Here is a 15384-nt window from a genome sequence, read left to right as displayed (position 1 = left end):
TGTAACTTTAAGCACATTGCATTACACTCAGTCCGGCAATCCTGCACGAAAACTCGCCATTATTCTTGAGTCATCATGAGTTCACCTGCACCACCAGACGACCACGACGAACCTTATCGGCAGCCGCTCGACGACGCGCTCTTCGCTATTGTGGTACTTGCAGTCACTTCGGTTACGCTTATAATCTTCGTCCTGATGATTACGCTGTGGATGAGTTAAGGTCAGCACCGGGAAAAGGAAGCCTGCAAGGAGATGTCGATGGAATCCAGAGATGACAAACTGATCGCCATAATTGGTCTGCTCTCCGCCTGTTTAATTGGCGTGGTGTTTCTCTTCACTATGACGTGGCTCACCGACGTGCGTCACCCCGCTGATCCTTCACTTGATGTGCAAACCTGTCCGCAAAAACCTGCCACCACGCAACAGTCTTAGCTGTTTGTCTGCCAGTTCTGCCACTTAATTTGTTGACTGCGCAACTCCAGCGCCAGCGCCTCATGCAAGGTGCGATTGCCATTGGGATCGCCAAGGCCAAACAGCGCGCCCGGTGAACGCCGATCGTCGGCCCACGCCGGATACTCCACCACCGGATAGAGCGAAATGCCTTCCAGCGCCACACCGTGATCCAGCGCGAGACGCGCTTCTTCACTGATCTGCCGCAGCCAGGGCGCGCGCGCCACACCTTCAGCGCCGGTTTCGGCCAGAATCATCGGGCGCTGAAAACGTTGCCAGCACTGCATTAATAAACGGTGCAGCGGTTGCCGCGTCGGATGGTCGAGCGGAATGGTTTCGCCAGAGAAAAACCAGTGATTGTCGGGATAGTAATTGAGACCCAGAATATCGAGGAAATCCGCGCGGCCACCCAGTTCCGGCGCATCGCGTCCGCCAATCCAATCCCAGGCTTCAAACTGCGCCTGATGCTGCGCGTCGGCGTAGGGTTTGCTGTCGGGGTTATCGGGATCGGTCGCCACTTGTACCAGCGGATCGGTCAGCACAAAGCGAGCATCGGGATACACCTCGCGAATGGCGTGCATTGCCGCTAGCGAGGCGCGCACTAATTGGCGCTTCAGCTCGCGACCGCGATCGCTGGCGTAAGGATCGAGCCAGGAAACGTCCGCGCCCGCCCACGACCAGAATGAGATTTGGTTGATCGGCGTGAAAAAGGGTTTCTCAATGCCTTCATCGCGCATCAGTTGTGCCATGGCGCGGGCGAAGCGTTCAAAGTGATCGACAAAGCTGGCTTTCCAGATATCCAGGTGATCGGGATAGCCAAAGTGCGCCAGCTCCCAGATAATCTGCATATCGTGACGCGCCGCGGCGTGCACCATCGGCAGAAAGGTGCGCCAGTCATATTCATTGGGCACGGCTTCAATCAGATGCCAGCGAGCGCCATCGCGCGCGGTGTGCAAACCTTCCTGCGCCAGTGCGGCATAATCTTTCTCCAGCAGCATGTCGTGGCCGCTGCTGATCACCATATCGAGCCGACGTCCGCCTACGCGACGGGCGGTTGAACAGGGAAAACTGCCCTGAAAGAAACTGCGGAACAGCTGAGGGTGATGGCGCAGGGATTGCTGGGTCATAATCCTCTCCTCACGGTGAACGCCGGATGCAGAATGCATAACGCCTGGCTAAGTCTAGACTAAATTGACGGTGCGCCATTGGGCAGAAAAGGAAGCCTCCGATTGCTTGTTAGCGCATTGATACCAACAATAATAGGTCCACAGCTTTCAGGGATTCACTATGAGTGAAGCAGCAACTTCTTTGCCGCCTGAGGAACAGTCGGGCAACGGGCTGAAACCGAGTGTTGAGGCGCGTTGTGCGCGGCATCCGGGCATGAGCGGCATTCATCCGCTTAATGATGGATTGGATGCTTTTGCTGCGCGCTATCAGATGATGAGCATGGCGCAGCACACCATTGATGTGCAGTACTACATTTGGCACAACGACATGTCTGGTCGCTTGCTGTTTAGCGCGCTGCTGGATGCCGCCGAGCGCGGAGTGAAAGTGCGACTGCTGCTGGATGACAACAACACGCCGGGTTTGGATGAAACGCTGGCGGAACTCGATCGTCACGTCAATATCGCTGTGCGCTTGTTCAATCCGTTCTCGTTCCGCACGTTGCGCGCGCTCGGTTATCTCACCGATTTTTCCCGCCTCAATCGACGTATGCACAATAAAAGTTTGACGGTGGATGGCGCGGCGACGCTGGTGGGCGGGCGCAATATCGGCGACGAATATTTTGGTACCGGCAATGAGCCGCTGTTTACCGATCTCGATGTGCTGGCGATTGGGCCGGTGGTCGACGAAGTGACGCAGGATTTCGAACGCTACTGGCGCAGTAAAGCGGTATCGCCGCTGCGCAAGGTGGTTGATGTGAGCGGCGATGCGCATCAGGCGGTGCGCTTGCCGCCAGAGTGGCAGCAAAGTGAAGCGGTGGAGCGCTATCTGGCGCGGCTGGAGCATTCGTCGTTTATCAGTCAGATGGAGCAGGGCGAGCTGGAGATGACGTGGGCGGAATCGCGTCTGCTGAGCGACGATCCGCGTAAAGGGCTCGGCAAAGCAAAACGCCGCAGTTTGCTGCCGCAGCGCATGCTGGAGGTGATCGGCACGCCGCAGCAGCAGTTCGATATCATCTCGGCCTATTTTGTTCCAACGCGTGCTGGCGTGGCGCAACTGCTGGCGTTGAAGCGGCGTGGGGTGAAGATTGCGATACTCACCAATTCGCTGGCGGCGAATGACGTCACGGTGGTACACGCCGGCTATGCGCGCTGGCGGAAAAAACTGCTGCGCCACGGCATTGCGCTGTATGAATTGAAACCGCAGGATAATCCGCAGAGTGCGCCACACGATCGCGGCATCACCGGTAATTCGGGTTCCAGTTTGCATGCCAAAACCTTCACCGTGGACAATCGCAAAGTGTTTATCGGCTCGTTCAATTTCGATCCGCGCTCCGCCATGCTGAACACCGAAATGGGGTTGGTCATCGAGAGTGAAACGCTGGCGCAGCAAACCCATCAGCACTTTATTGCCGGCATGCGCGATCGTGCCTGGACGCTGCGTCTGGATAAGTGGGGACGCGTCAATTGGGTGGAGTTTGCGAACGAGCAGGGTGAAGTGGTGCATAAACACGAACCGCAGTGCACGCTACTGCAGCGCTTGCTGGTGCGACTGGTGTGGCGTTTGCCCGTTGAGTGGTTGCTTTAAATATAAGGGCCAGCTAACCTGGCCCTTATATTTATTTGCGTTCCGGCTTACCGGAGAACAGGAAGCGCAGCAGCGGAATGCGCAGATGGATTTCATACAGCGTAAACGCCACGCCGAACACCATCAGCAAGCCGACGAAGAAGCCGAGCGTGTCGCTACCAATGTGCGGCGTGATGTAGATGCCGTACAAAATGGTCAGCGGATGGTGTACCAGATAGATAAACAGCGAGGCATTCACCAGATACATGATGCGCGGCGAATGGCTGTTCAGCAGCTTATGGCCGAAGCTAAAACAGACGTTTAGCATGCACAACCCCATCAGCGTCGAAATGATCATATCGATTTCATACAGCCAACCTTCACCGCTGCTGTAACGCTGATTCAGGCTATAGGCGATGAATACTGCGATAGCGCCAAAGCACATCACCGGATTAAAGCGCACAAACAACGCTTTCAGCGCCTGATGCTTCCAGCTCAACGCACCCAGCATAAAGAACGGCAGGAACATCAGCGTTTGCATCACGGCAATGCTGAACAGGCCATCGGCAAACACGGCCGGAACGAAATAAAACAGCACGCGGCGCAACGCACACCAAATTAAGGCATAAGTCAGTAGTGCCAGCGTCAATTTACACCAGCCAATTTGCTGATAATCGATGCTGCGCTGCTGCTTATTCAGCCAGCGAAACGCCACCATACCGAACGTCGTCAGAATCACCAGTACCAATAAAAACCACAGATGAGATATCAGCTCCCACGCCAGCGTGTTGTACTTGTCGTACAGCGAGAAACTACTCCAGTCGCCGATTTTGTCAGTGAGATTTTTGGTGATGAAAAACTGCGGCAGCGTAATCAGCGGAACAGCGGTCAACATCGGGATGCCGACACGCTCCAGACGCACTTTCAACCAGCGTTGTGGCTGGTAGCGTAAGTAGAGCATGTAGGAAAAATAGCCTGAGATAACAAAGAACACCTGCATGCGGAAGGCGTGAATAAAGTCGTTCAGCACCGTCAACCACATTGAGGCGTCATGACTGTTCACGGCCCATTTCTGCGTGGAGTAAATCAGGGAGACGTGAAAAGGCACGCCCAATAACATTAAATACGCGCGAATCGAATCGAGGAAATATTCACGTTCGGGTTTAGCTGAACTCATAATCTTCCAATAGTCAGTTTACTTGCCGGTTTCGCCCTGAAACCGGATTATGCCGAAGGAAAATTCTACCGGCTGTAAACAGGGTATACTATCAGGTGAATCTGTATGTGATTTTGCGGGGTTTAATTATCCTAAAAGCACATTTTCAGCTTACAAATCAGCGGAACAATCGATTACATACGCTGTCGGAAAACCGAATAATCCTTTAAGATAATCGGGTTTGATCTAAGCACACGAAAGGGGGGGATGTGCTGAATAATGTGAATAATAAAGTGGGACTGGTAAAGATGCGCTGGGTAGGCGCGGCAGTTCTGCTGGCTATGTATGCCAACAATAGTTGGGCGTTTAACATTGATGATGTTGCAAAACAAGCCAAGGCGTTGGCAGGGAAAAGTTTCGAAGCGCCAAAAAGCAATTTACCCTCTCAGTTTCGTGAAATGAAGTTTGCTGACTATCAGCAGATCCAGTTTAACCACGACAAAGCTTATTGGGGCAAACTGCGCACGCCGTTTAAGCTTGAGTTCTATCATCAGGGCATGTATTTCGATACGCCGGTGAAAATCAACGAAGTGACGGCGTCTTCAGTACGTGAAATTAAATATAACCCTGACTACTTCAATTTCGGCAACGTAAAACACGATGCTGATGCAGTCAAAAATCTCGGCTTTGCTGGGTTTAAGGTGTTGTATCCATTAAACAAAAAGGGCAAGGACGACGAAATCACCAGCTTCCTCGGCGCCAGCTATTTCCGTGTGATTGGCGAAGGCCAGGTGTACGGTCTTTCGGCGCGCGGTCTGGCGATTGATACCGCCTTGCCGTCCGGCGAAGAGTTCCCGCGCTTTAAAGAGTTCTGGATTGAGCGTCCAAAACCGCAGGACAAACAGCTGGTGATCTATGCGCTGCTGGATTCGCCACGTGCGACCGGTGCCTATCGCTTCATCATCAAACCGGGCAAAGAATCGACGGTTGATGTGCAATCCAAAGTTTACCTGCGTGATAACGTCGGTAAACTGGGCGTTGCGCCGTTGACCAGTATGTTCCTGTTTGGTGCGAACCAGCCTTCGCCGGTGACCAACTTCCGTTCAGAGCTGCACGATTCGAATGGTCTTTCGATTCATGCCGGTAACGGTGAGTGGATTTGGCGTCCGCTGAATAACCCGAAACATCTGGCGGTCAGCACCTTCACCGTTGAGAATCCAAAAGGCTTTGGTCTGCTGCAACGCACGCGAGATTTCAGCCGTTTCCAGGATCTTGACGATCGTTACGATCTGCGCCCAAGTGGCTGGGTTGAGCCGCAGGGTGATTGGGGCAAAGGTCGCGTTGAGCTGGTAGAGATTCCAACCGCGGATGAAACCAACGACAACATCGTTGCGTTCTGGACGCCGGAAAAACTGCCTGAGCCAGGCAAAGAGATGAACTTCCAGTATCGTCTGCACTTCACCCGTGACGAGAATCAGCTGCACTCCGACGATATCGCCTGGGTGAAAGACACGCTGCGCTCTGCCGGGGATGTGAAGCAGTCGAATCTGGTGCGTCAGCCTGATGGTTCTATCGCCTTCACCGTGGATTTCGTTGGCAAAGCGATGAGCAAGCTTCCGGAAGATACGCAAGTGGCACCGCAGGTGAGCGTGGGTAATAACGCTGACGTGGTTGAGCAGAGTGTGCGCTACAACCCGGTGACCAAAGGCTGGCGTCTGGTGTTGCGTCTGCGTGTGAAAGATAACAAGCAGCCGACTGAGATGCGTGCGGCGCTGGTGAGCGGCGACAAGACATTGACGGAAACCTGGAGCTATCAGCTACCTGCCAATGAATAAATCGATATTTCTACCTCAATCTTACGTGGAGGCTCTGCCGCTTGATGCGGCAGGGCGCGCCCGTCTGAGCGATTCGCTACAGAATGCGCAGGCGTTCCACGCTATTCATACGTCGCTGGGGCAGGATAACGCCGCCAGCGAGCGCCCGGATGATGCGCCGCTGAAATCGGTGTCATCCCGTGTGCAAATGGCCTGGCCGGACTCACTGGCGGATGGTCAGCAGCTCAGCAAGGATTATCTCGATCGCACCACACTCAAGGCGATGCCGAAAGTGAAGCGTTCGCTGATGTTCCCGGAGATCTGGCGCACCAACCCGATTGCGCGCGCCTGGGATTCCCTGCGCGGCCAGAAATCCAATCCACGTTATGCCACCGTTGAAGAGCAGAAAACGGAGGACAAGTGGCGCCACGTTGGCTCTATGCGTCGCTACGTGCTGCTGATTCTGACGATTTTGCAGACCGTAGTGGCAACCTGGTACATGAAAACCATTCTGCCGTATCAGGGCTGGACGCTGATCGATCCAATCGAGATGTTCAACCAGAACTGGCTGCAGTCGGTTGAGCTGATCCTGCCGTATATCCTGCAGACCGGAATCCTGTTCCTGTTCGCCATTCTGTTCTGCTGGGTTTCTGCCGGTTTCTGGACCGCGCTGATGGGCTTCCTGCAGTTGCTGATTGGCCGCGATAAGTACAGCATTTCGTATTCGACCACCGGCGATGAGCCGCTGAATCCGGAACACCGTACCGCGCTGATCATGCCGATCTGTAATGAAGACGTTGAACGCGTATTTGCCGGCCTGCGTGCGACCTGGGAATCGGTCAAACGTACTGGCAATGCTGAACATTTTGACGTCTACATTCTGAGCGACAGCTACGATGCGGATATCGCCATCGCCGAGCAGAAAGCCTGGATGGAACTGGTGCGTGATGTCGGTGGCGCGGGCAAGATTTTCTATCGCCGTCGTCGTCGTCGTGTGAAGCGTAAAAGCGGCAACATCGATGACTTCTGCCGTCGCTGGGGCAGCAACTACAGCTACATGGTGGTGCTGGACGCCGACAGCGTGATGAGCGGTGAGTGTCTTACCGGTCTGGTGCGCATGATGGATGCTAACCCGAACGCCGGTATTATCCAGTCGTCGCCAAAAGCGTCAGGTATGGATACGCTGTATGCCCGTTGCCAGCAGTTCGCGACGCGCGTGTACGGTCCGCTGTTCACCGCCGGTCTGCACTTCTGGCAGTTGGGTGAATCACACTATTGGGGCCATAACGCCATCATTCGTGTGCAGCCGTTTATCGAGCACTGTGCGCTGGCACCGCTGCCGGGTGAAGGTTCCTTCGCTGGTTCGATTCTGTCGCATGACTTCGTTGAAGCCGCGCTGATGCGTCGTGCTGGTTGGGGCGTGTGGATCGCCTACGATCTGCCGGGCTCTTATGAAGAACTGCCGCCGAACCTGCTGGATGAGCTGAAGCGTGACCGTCGCTGGTGCCACGGTAACCTGATGAACTTCCGTCTGTTCCTGGTAAAAGGGATGCACCCGGTTCACCGCGCGGTGTTCCTGACGGGCGTAATGTCTTATCTCTCTGCGCCGTTGTGGTTCATGTTCCTTGCGCTGTCTACTGCCTTGCAGGTGGTGCACACGCTGATGGAACCGACCTACTTCCTGCAACCACGCCAGCTGTTCCCGGTGTGGCCGCAGTGGCGTCCGGATCTGGCGATTGCCTTGTTCTCAACCACTTTGGTGCTGCTGTTCCTGCCGAAGCTGTTGAGCGTAGTGCTGATTTGGTGCAAGGGAGCGAAACCTTACGGTGGCGCCATCCGCTTGTTCTTCTCGCTGATTCTGGAAATGCTGTTCTCGGTGCTGCTGGCGCCGGTGCGCATGCTGTTCCACACCGTATTCGTGGTCAGTGCGTTCCTTGGCTGGGAAGTGGTGTGGAACTCGCCGCAGCGTGATGATGATGCGACGCCGTGGAGCGAAGCATTCCGTCGTCATGGTTCACAGATGCTGTTGGGTATCGTGTGGGCGGGCGGTATGGGCATCCTCGACCTGAACTTCCTGTGGTGGCTGTCGCCGATCGTCTTCTCGCTGATCCTGTCGCCGTTTGTGTCGGTGATGTCAAGCCGTGCAACGGTAGGGCAGAAGAGTAAGAACGCCAAACTGTTCCTGATTCCGGAAGAGTATGAGCCACCCAAAGAGTTGGTCGATACCGATCACTATCTGCAGATTAACCGTCAACGCGCGCTGAAAAATGGCTTTATGCATGCGCTGTTTAACCCGGCGTTTAACGCGCTGGCGACGGCGATGGCAACATCGCGTCATAAGCAGAGCGATTTGCTGGACCATGCGCGCGACCGTCGTGTCGATCAGGCGCTGAGTGATGCGCCAGAGAAACTGAACCGCGAGCAGCGTTTGCAGCTGATTAGCGATCCAGTGGTGCTGGCGCGCGTGCACTCACGTTTGTGGGAAAGCGCGGACAAATATCATCAGTGGGTGGAAAGCTATCAGAAGCTGAAGCTCAATCCTGAGGCGCTGCCACAGCGCTGAAGATGAGAAAATGAAAAGCGGCAGAGATGCCGCTTTTTTTTTGCGCGGAATATGACGCAATCTTTACGCGTCAGGAGTGGTTATTCCACCTCGCAGGCGGTTAAACTAACGCCAGTTCATTGTGAGTAAATGTTGTGAATTATTTACTGAAAATAACCGCGCTTAGCGCCGCCATTCTTCTGCTCACCGGTTGTGGCAGTATTATCAGCCGCACCTTGCCCGGACAAGGTCACGGCAATCAATATTATCCCGGCGTGCAGTGGGACGTTCGTGACGGACCGTGGCGTGTGCTGACCATTCTCGATTTGCCGCTATCGCTGGTGATGGACACGCTGTTACTGCCCGTGGATGCCAGTCACGGCCCGTACGAATAATCGTTATTACAGATTGTCAGAAGGGCTGTTGTCGTCTTCCCACTCCTGCGCCGCCGCTTCACCCTCTTCGAGGTCACGCGGCGGTTCCAGCTGGAATTCGCCTTCATCCCATTCATGCAGCGTATTTTCCGCCTGCCACTCCTGACGTAGTTCGACTTCATCAAAATCGCCGTCAAAAATTGCCTGTGCGGCTTCTCCGCTGGAGATCGGCAGGCATTCACCCTGGCCATCCTCTTCAGCGAAAAATTCAGCCTGCCACATAATGTCGCCATCCTGCATCACATACTTCTGCAGGGCAAACTGGCTGACGCTGGCATCTTCTTCGGCGATCTCAGGTTGGCTGGCGAGAAACTCTTCGCGGGCGGCTTCAATGGCTTCTTCAAGGGTGCTAAACAGGCTCATCATCAACTCCATGTCTGTAAAAAAGGGATTTCACAGAAGGATAGACGAAAAATCGTGAAGTGCAGGGCGGAGAGGAAATATCGGTTGGGCGGTTGCGTAAAATTCAACCGCCCAACCGGTCAGGCTATTTTCTGCGGGAAATGCAATACCGGGCGTACTGATTCATGAATAATTGGTGCAGAGTAACGAATACAACATTTAATACAGGGCTTAACCTTTTTAAAATTAATACGCGCGGTTGATAATGCCTGATTTAAATTATACAGAGTGCCGATAAAAACCATATCCTCCTTTACGGGTAGCCGTTTACACTCTTTTCTATGCAGAAGATGATAACCTTCCTGATCGGTACTGATCGTCACGTAGTAGTAGATGCCTTTATTCATTTTATAATTGTCCTGAGATATATTTGCTGTGTGAAATCTTTTTATATTTTTTTAAAAGTGAACGTAGCGTTCTAACTGACATCACGAAATTAACTGGATTCGATTTTATCGACAAATTCCATAAGGGAATAAGAAGGTGTTATTTTCTTTAGAAAAGGAATATAGAGGATTTTATTAAGACAATACCTTGTTTAGTAAGTTAATTTTACTGCATTGATTAGCGGGGCCGAAGGGTTTAGTAAAATTAAATAGGATTACCCCTGGATGTTGGGGAATTCAGGTCCGAGACAGCATATTTTGATCCGTTAATATTTCCTTACAAGCAGCGCAAGAATCAAATGCTAAGGCAGTTTTTTACCCATATACTGGCTTGAAAGGTTAATTTTTTACAGAGTTAAGGCAAAGAAACACGGATTTAGTGGGTAAAGTTTGGTGCTAACTGAACAATTAGCCCAAGTTCACGCTGGACCGATTAGCGAATTAATAACCGGATAAAATCACGTAATAAGGTAAATTTCTGCTGAAGGACGTGGGGCACGCAATCATGCCCCATATCACATTAATAAACCGAAGGCTCGCCTTGTGGACGCGTTTTGAAGCGGCGATGCAGCCACATATATTGTTCCGGAGCCAGTAACACTGTCTCTTCGACCACTTTATTCATCACGACAGCGGTCTCAAGTTCAGATTCCAGCGTAAATTTATCTCGGATATCAGGCATCATTTTCAGCTCATAGCCGCGCGCATTGGGCAGACGTCGCGCCAGGAACGGCACCACGCTGGGGTTTGCCAGACGAATCAACATATGGGTGCCGGTGGTGGTTGCCGCATCCTGAACCGCGAAGAACGGTGCAAACACGCTGCTGCGCGGGCCATAGTCATGATCCGGTGCATACCAGATAATGTCGTTGTTCTTCATCGCGCGAATCATGCCTTTCAAATCTTTGCGGTCTAGCATGCTTTTATTGGAACGCATGCGGCCCCAGGTTTGTAGCCAGTCGATGAGCTTATTGTCATTAGGGCGATATACGCCAATGCCCGGGTTATGCATACCAAATACTCGCGCGCCCAATTCCAGAGTCAGAAAGTGCATACCAATTAATAATATGCCGCGCTTCTCGGCCAGTGCGTTAGCAACATGTTCAAGACCGCTGGTGGTGACCCATTTACGGATGCGCCAGTCTGGCCAGAACCATGCCATACCGGTTTCAATTAGTCCCATGCCCACCGATTCAAAATTGTGTTTGACCATCGCGTCGCGTTCATTGGTCGGCATGGTGGGAAAGCACACTTCAAGATTGCGCTGCGCCACTTCAACACGACGTTTCATGAAACGCATGGCAATGCGACCCAATCCACAGCCAATGGCATGCAACACTGGATAGGGCAATAGCACCAGCAGGTAGAGGAAACCAATGCCGAGCCAGGTCAGCCAATAGCGTGGATAGAGGAGTTCACGGGTGAGTTTGGGAAGTTGAGTCATGGAAATGTCAGTATCCTGCGTCTTATGCCAGAGAGTCCGGTTTCTGTAATTTTTTGTCATTATGCCATTTTTTCATTCTGGCTGAAATCAAGCATAGACCGTGGGCGGCTATCTGGCAGCAGGTATGCGCACGAAAACGCAATTGTGTCGCAGAAATGCGCCTGTAATTACATCCGTCAGGTTTATCACACCAAAATTTTTGTATCCGGCAGAATTCGGGTATTATACGCGCGCTCAATTTCTCTGATTGCTAACAGGACGAACACCATGCCAGTGTTACATAACCTTGTTTCCAATAAAGAGCTGAAGGAACGTATGTTGGCGGAAACCGAACCACGTACCACAGTCTCTTTTTATAAATATTTCCAGATCGCCGATCCCAAAGCCTTCCGTGATGCCCTTTACGTTGAGTTAACCAAACTCAAGGTGTTTGGTCGCGTCTATGTCGCGCATGAAGGCATCAACGCACAAATCAGCGTACCAGCCAGCCGCTACGAAAAGATGAAGGCAGTTTTGTATGCCTTTGATGCGGCGCTGAACAATCTGCGCATGAACATTGCGCTGGATGATGACGGTAAATCTTTTTGGGTGCTGCGCCTGAAAGTGCGTGAGCGCATTGTGGCGGATGGGATTGAAGATAATAGCTTCGATGCCAGCGATGTGGGCGCTTACCTGAAAGCCGCAGACGTTAACGCGATGCTCGACGATCCGGATGCGCTTTTCGTGGATATGCGTAACCACTACGAATATGAAGTGGGACGCTTTGATAACGCCATGGAAGTGCCGGCCGATACTTTTCGCGATCAGCTGCCGATGGCCGTTGATATGCTGCAGGATAAGAAAGACAAAAAGATTGTCATGTACTGCACCGGCGGCATTCGTTGTGAAAAAGCCAGCGCCTGGATGAAGCACAACGGCTTCAATGATGTTTATCACATTGAAGGTGGGATTATTGAATACACCCGTCGCGCGCGCGAGCAGGGCTTACCGGTGCGTTTCAAGGGCAAAAACTTTGTCTTTGACGAACGCATGGGCGAACGCATTTCCGACGATATTCTTTCCAGCTGTCATCAGTGCGGCACGCCTTGCGATAGCCACACCAACTGCATCAATGATGGCTGTCACTTGTTGTTTATTCAGTGCCCAAGCTGTGCTGAAAAATACAACAACTGCTGCAGCCCAATCTGCATGGAAGAGTCAACGCTGTCGCCAGAAGAGCAGCGCGCACGCCGTGCGGGCCGTGAAAATGGCAACAAGGTGTTTAACAAATCACGCGGTTTGCTGAACATGACGATGGCGATTCCCGCGCCAGATAAAAAATAAGCGCAAAACAGCCTGAAGTCAGCGGACTTCAGGCTGCATTTGGTTTACTTACGCACGCCTTCCACCGAAATAATCAATTCAGCTTTCTGCGATGCCGGGCCAAGATCTTTGCTGATGTTGAACTCTTTCAGCACGATTTCTCCGCTGGCTTCAAATCCTGCACGGTAGCCGCCCCACGGATCTTTGCCTTCTCCCATCAATTTTGCGTCGAGCATCACGGGCTTGGTCACGCCATTCAGCGTCAGGTCGCCGGTGATTTTGTAATCCTTGCCGTCTTTCTTCACAGCGGTAGAAGTAAAGGTCGCCTGCGGGAACTTACCGGTGTTGAGGAAATCCGCGCTGCGCAGGTGTTTATCACGCTCAGCATGGTTGGTATCGAGGCTGTTAGTGTTGATGGTCACGTTGACTTTATCTGCTGCAGGATTGGCTTCATCAAACGTGAAGCTGCCGTCAAAATCTTTAAAGGTACCGTACAACCAGCTGTAGCCCAGATGCTGAATGCGGAACTGAACAAACGCGTGCTGGCCTTCCTTATCAAATTTATAGTCAGCTGCGCTGGCCGTCAGGCTGGCGCTTAATAAGCCGGCCGCTGCTACTGCCAATAATGTCTTCTTTAGCATGTTACTTTTCCTTTTCAGAGGTTAACGGGATGCGGTAACCCAACATCCTTTTCAGTGTCACATCACGGTCGATGAAATGGTGTTTCAGGGCTGCCAGCGCGTGCAATGCAGAGAACAGCACCAAACCCCACGCCAGCCAAAGATGAATGTCGCCTGCCAGATCTGCTTGTTGCGCAGCACCGCTGAACAGTGCGGGAACCTCGAACCAGCCAAATACGGAGATCGGTTTTCCATCGGCGGTGGAGATGAGATAACCGCTGAACAGCAGCACAATTAGTAAGCTGTATAACATCCAGTGCGCGGCAGTGGCACCGTGCCGAACGGCGGGGGAATAGCTCGCCAACGGTTTGGGTAGCGGCGAAATAAAACGCCAGCCGAGGCGCAGCAGCAGTGCAGCAAACAGCAGCATGCCGATGCCTTTATGAATTTCAGGCGCGTCGTGATACCAGCCGTCGTAATAACCCAATCCGACCATCCACAAACCCAGCGCAAACATGCCGTAAATAGCCAGCGCCATAAGCCAATGCAATAAAATGGAGATGGCGCCGAAATGCTGTGTGGAATTACGCCACATATTAAGTTCCAGAAATGAAATAAGTGGCAATGAGCATCTACATTTTGCAATGAAAGATCAATTAACCTTACTTTTCTATAAAGTCGAAAATCATCTTCGGAATAAATGAGGATTTAATTAAAACTCAGTCAGGATAATTGAAGGGATGACGTAAAACACAAGGGCTATTGCGGGATATTGCATATTGACTACACCAAATGCGGCATACCGCTGCATTGAATGTTTATTTAGGTAATTAAATGTCAACTCGCGTCAATCTTGCCGACGCATAATGAGCGCCGGCATCTGTGCATCAGTCAAATCGCGCGAGTGAGAAGGGCTTCATATCGAAAGAGAACGGTTTATTCTGCGCAAATTCACTGGCAAGCTCACCCAACACGCTGGCGAATTTGAAACCGTGTCCGCTTAAACCGGTGATAATCAGGCGATTCGGCTCACCAGGCAGCGTATCAATAATGAAATCTTCATCCGGCGTATTGTCGTAGCTGCAGGCTTCACCATGCAAACAGACGCCCACGCCCGGCAGAAATTGACGCAGGAAGTTAAATGACTCGTTACCATCCACCGCGATGCTGCCAAAAGGTTTGCGATCGGCCGGCGTTTGCATCAATTGGCCACCATCGTGACGTCCCACTTTCAGCGCATTGTTATCCGCCGGGAAGCCATAAAAGTGACTGCCATCGCTCATCTCCACAGTGAAGCCGGGGAATTTGTTGTTTTCGCTGTAGCGACCATCTGCCTGATACCAGGCGAAAACTTTACGCACCGGCGCAACCGGCAAATCAGCGACCAACTGGCTCACCCAGGTTCCGGCGCTGACCATCAATTTACGCGCGCGGAAAATGCCTTCGCTGGTAGTGACCTGCTGCAGATCGCCATCGCGACCCATATCTGTCACCGGGCAGTTAAACAGCTGCGCGCATCCGGCTTGTTCCGCCAGCTGCACCCAGCTGCGCACCGCCTGCTCGCATTTGAGGAAGCCGGAGTTAGGCTCGAACACGCCAATATAGCCATCTGGCACCGTGAACTGCGGCCAGCGCGCGCGCACTTCATCGGCTTGCAGGATTTTCACATCCAGCTGCCACGCTTTCGCGCTATCGATAACATTTTGAATAAAGGTGGAGGTGATAGGCGCTAAGTTGAGGATGCCGCTGCGATGCATGATGCGATCGCCGCTCTGGCGTTCCAGTTCATCCCACAGCGTCTGCGCGCGCAGCACCAGCGGCACGTAACGTTCACCTTCGCCATAAGCATGGCGAATCAGGCGGGTTTCGCCATGATGCGTGCCCTGGCTGTGCGGGGGATGGGCGCTATCAATCATTAGCACTGATAAGCCAGCCTGCGTGGCGTAAAACCCGGCTGCTGCGCCTACCGAACCGCTTCCCACCACAATCAGATCATAAACCATAACGACATCACTCCAGCAAAACGGTGAAATTTTTCAACAGCATATCAAAAGAGAGCGCCCATGAAAAAGGCACCCTGTTGGGTGCCCTTTCACGCGATAGT

At 52.6% G+C, this 15384-nt stretch carries 14 protein-coding genes; 6 read left to right on the top strand and 8 right to left on the bottom strand.

Features of this window, described 5'->3' with window-relative positions; genetic code table 11:
- Positions 1 to 258: 258 nt before the first annotated feature.
- Complete coding sequence (locus PanJK_RS03035; protein ID WP_256696168.1) at positions 259 to 432, top strand: hypothetical protein; 174 nt, start codon at positions 259 to 261, stop codon at positions 430 to 432.
- On the opposite strand, the gene PanJK_RS03030 is transcribed toward PanJK_RS03035, so the two are convergent.
- Positions 429 to 1577 carry a beta-glucosidase gene (locus tag PanJK_RS03030; RefSeq protein WP_265297100.1) on the bottom strand — a complete coding sequence of 383 codons (1149 nt, stop codon included), beginning with the start codon at positions 1575 to 1577 and terminating at the stop codon, positions 429 to 431. The two genes, PanJK_RS03035 and PanJK_RS03030, sit on opposite strands and share 4 nt — an antisense overlap.
- A gap of 160 nt (positions 1578 to 1737) precedes the next feature.
- On the opposite strand from PanJK_RS03030, the gene PanJK_RS03025 reads away from it, so the two are divergent.
- A complete protein-coding gene (locus tag PanJK_RS03025; RefSeq protein WP_321161828.1) occupies positions 1738 to 3201 on the top strand; it encodes a phospholipase D family protein in 1464 nt (487 codons plus the stop codon).
- Between the two features lie 31 nt (positions 3202 to 3232).
- Here PanJK_RS03025 and mdoC read toward each other — a convergent pair whose 3' ends face one another.
- Complete coding sequence (gene mdoC / locus PanJK_RS03020; RefSeq protein WP_256696170.1) at positions 3233 to 4357, bottom strand: glucans biosynthesis protein MdoC; 1125 nt, start codon at positions 4355 to 4357, stop codon at positions 3233 to 3235.
- Between the two features lie 278 nt (positions 4358 to 4635).
- On the opposite strand from mdoC, the gene PanJK_RS03015 reads away from it, so the two are divergent.
- From PanJK_RS03015 to PanJK_RS03005, 3 genes are all read left to right on the top strand, one after another.
- Entirely contained in the window at positions 4636 to 6171 is a 1536-nt protein-coding gene (locus PanJK_RS03015) for a glucan biosynthesis protein G (protein ID WP_256698395.1), read from the top strand.
- The gene (gene mdoH, locus PanJK_RS03010) at positions 6164 to 8713 is read left to right on the top strand and encodes a glucans biosynthesis glucosyltransferase MdoH (RefSeq protein ID WP_265297099.1); all 2550 of its coding nucleotides are present in this window, start codon (positions 6164 to 6166) and stop codon (positions 8711 to 8713) included. The genes PanJK_RS03015 and mdoH overlap by 8 nt, the downstream gene beginning before the upstream one ends.
- Before the next feature lie 134 nt (positions 8714 to 8847).
- A complete protein-coding gene (locus tag PanJK_RS03005; RefSeq protein ID WP_256696172.1) occupies positions 8848 to 9087 on the top strand; it encodes a YceK/YidQ family lipoprotein in 240 nt (79 codons plus the stop codon).
- A 6-nt stretch (positions 9088 to 9093) separates the two neighbouring features.
- Here the strand turns inward: PanJK_RS03005 and PanJK_RS03000 are convergent, their stop codons facing one another.
- The 3 genes from PanJK_RS03000 to PanJK_RS02990 all read right to left on the bottom strand — a co-directional run bounded on the left by PanJK_RS03000 (position 9094) and on the right by PanJK_RS02990 (position 11358).
- Positions 9094 to 9489 carry a MysB family protein gene (locus tag PanJK_RS03000; protein WP_008103134.1) on the bottom strand — a complete coding sequence of 132 codons (396 nt, stop codon included), beginning with the start codon at positions 9487 to 9489 and terminating at the stop codon, positions 9094 to 9096.
- 119 nt (positions 9490 to 9608) lie between these two features.
- A complete protein-coding gene (locus PanJK_RS02995) occupies positions 9609 to 9875 on the bottom strand; it encodes a hypothetical protein (RefSeq protein WP_008103132.1) in 267 nt (88 codons plus the stop codon).
- A gap of 559 nt (positions 9876 to 10434) precedes the next feature.
- A complete protein-coding gene (locus PanJK_RS02990; protein ID WP_008103130.1) occupies positions 10435 to 11358 on the bottom strand; it encodes a Kdo(2)-lipid IV(A) acyltransferase in 924 nt (307 codons plus the stop codon).
- A gap of 267 nt (positions 11359 to 11625) precedes the next feature.
- Here PanJK_RS02990 and PanJK_RS02985 point away from each other — a divergent pair, with 267 nt between their 5' ends.
- Entirely contained in the window at positions 11626 to 12681 is a 1056-nt protein-coding gene (locus tag PanJK_RS02985; protein WP_256696173.1) for a rhodanese-related sulfurtransferase, read from the top strand.
- Positions 12682 to 12725: 44 nt separating this feature from the next.
- Here PanJK_RS02985 and PanJK_RS02980 read toward each other — a convergent pair whose 3' ends face one another.
- From PanJK_RS02980 to solA, 3 genes are all read right to left on the bottom strand, one after another.
- Positions 12726 to 13301 (bottom strand): YceI family protein, encoded by a 576-nt coding sequence (locus tag PanJK_RS02980; protein WP_256696174.1) that lies wholly within the window; start codon positions 13299 to 13301, stop codon positions 12726 to 12728.
- 1 nt (position 13302) lies between these two features.
- A complete protein-coding gene (locus PanJK_RS02975; RefSeq protein WP_265297098.1) occupies positions 13303 to 13875 on the bottom strand; it encodes a cytochrome b in 573 nt (190 codons plus the stop codon).
- A 292-nt stretch (positions 13876 to 14167) separates the two neighbouring features.
- Positions 14168 to 15283 (bottom strand): N-methyl-L-tryptophan oxidase, encoded by a 1116-nt coding sequence (solA, locus tag PanJK_RS02970; RefSeq protein WP_265297097.1) that lies wholly within the window; start codon positions 15281 to 15283, stop codon positions 14168 to 14170.
- Between the last annotated feature and the right edge of the window lie 101 nt (positions 15284 to 15384).

The sequence above is a fragment of the Pantoea sp. JK genome, from assembly GCF_026130245.1.
Taxonomy (GTDB): domain Bacteria; phylum Pseudomonadota; class Gammaproteobacteria; order Enterobacterales; family Enterobacteriaceae; genus Pantoea; species Pantoea trifolii.
The sequence above is the reverse complement of the archived record's forward strand: the minus strand, read 5'-3'. Positions and strand labels throughout refer to the sequence as shown.

Excerpts from the sequence above, each read along its gene's own strand:
- PanJK_RS03000 (WP_008103134.1), bottom strand. The coding sequence starts at position 9,489 with ATGAGCCTGTTTAGCACCCTTGAAGAAGCCATTGAAGCCGCCCGCGAA.
- PanJK_RS02995 (WP_008103132.1), bottom strand. The coding sequence starts at position 9,875 with ATGAATAAAGGCATCTACTACTACGTGACGATCAGTACCGATCAGGAA.
- PanJK_RS02980 (WP_256696174.1), bottom strand. The coding sequence starts at position 13,301 with ATGCTAAAGAAGACATTATTGGCAGTAGCAGCGGCCGGCTTATTAAGC.
- mdoC (WP_256696170.1), bottom strand. The coding sequence starts at position 4,357 with ATGAGTTCAGCTAAACCCGAACGTGAATATTTCCTCGATTCGATTCGC.
- mdoH (WP_265297099.1), top strand. The coding sequence starts at position 6,164 with ATGAATAAATCGATATTTCTACCTCAATCTTACGTGGAGGCTCTGCCG.
- PanJK_RS02975 (WP_265297098.1), bottom strand. The coding sequence starts at position 13,875 with ATGTGGCGTAATTCCACACAGCATTTCGGCGCCATCTCCATTTTATTG.
- solA (WP_265297097.1), bottom strand. The coding sequence starts at position 15,283 with ATGGTTTATGATCTGATTGTGGTGGGAAGCGGTTCGGTAGGCGCAGCA.
- PanJK_RS03025 (WP_321161828.1), top strand. The coding sequence starts at position 1,738 with ATGAGTGAAGCAGCAACTTCTTTGCCGCCTGAGGAACAGTCGGGCAAC.
- PanJK_RS02985 (WP_256696173.1), top strand. The coding sequence starts at position 11,626 with ATGCCAGTGTTACATAACCTTGTTTCCAATAAAGAGCTGAAGGAACGT.
- PanJK_RS03035 (WP_256696168.1), top strand. The coding sequence starts at position 259 with ATGGAATCCAGAGATGACAAACTGATCGCCATAATTGGTCTGCTCTCC.
- PanJK_RS02990 (WP_008103130.1), bottom strand. The coding sequence starts at position 11,358 with ATGACTCAACTTCCCAAACTCACCCGTGAACTCCTCTATCCACGCTAT.
- PanJK_RS03030 (WP_265297100.1), bottom strand. The coding sequence starts at position 1,577 with ATGACCCAGCAATCCCTGCGCCATCACCCTCAGCTGTTCCGCAGTTTC.